This window comes from Chryseobacterium sp. SIMBA_028, from assembly GCF_046535285.1.
Classification (GTDB): Bacteria; Bacteroidota; Bacteroidia; order Flavobacteriales; family Weeksellaceae; genus Chryseobacterium.
Genome location: NZ_JAWRWZ010000055.1, coordinates 1 through 450, shown reverse-complemented (window position 1 = coordinate 450; position 450 = coordinate 1). Strand labels below are relative to the sequence as shown.

1 protein-coding gene is annotated in these 450 nt (G+C 40.0%); it reads left to right on the top strand.

Annotated elements, in window-relative coordinates:
• Positions 1-172: 172 nt before the first annotated feature.
• Positions 173-450 (top strand): DUF6443 domain-containing protein (locus tag SCA31_RS22500; protein ID WP_410699280.1); only part of this gene is annotated, 278 nt, incomplete at its 3' end.

The window sequence follows — 450 nt, the reverse complement described above, 5'->3', positions numbered from 1 at the left end:
AAGTTGTACACCATCTGTTAATCGGGAGATAACATATAATGAAGGGGGCCGTCAGTGGAAAGTTTTTATAGATACATCTGGAAATTGTACTCTCACACTTCTTTCAGGAACTGTAGATGGATCATCTTCCAGCCCATTAAATTTTATGTTCCAATATCAAAAATAACACACTATGAAAAAGATAATACTCCCAATTAGTGCTTTACTTGTCACGAGTTTAGCCCAAGCCCAATTAACCCCTACAGAAAATTACATCTATACAAAGACTTATCTATCCGATCCGACACTTCCCACACCCAAAACCTCCGAAACTGTCCAGTATGTTGACGGATTGGGAAGGCCCAAGCAGGTGGTCAATATCAAAGCTTCCCCATTAGGAAGGGATGTTGTATCTCACATTGAATATGACCAGTTTGGAAGGCAGATCAAAGATTATCTTCCCGTTCCTCA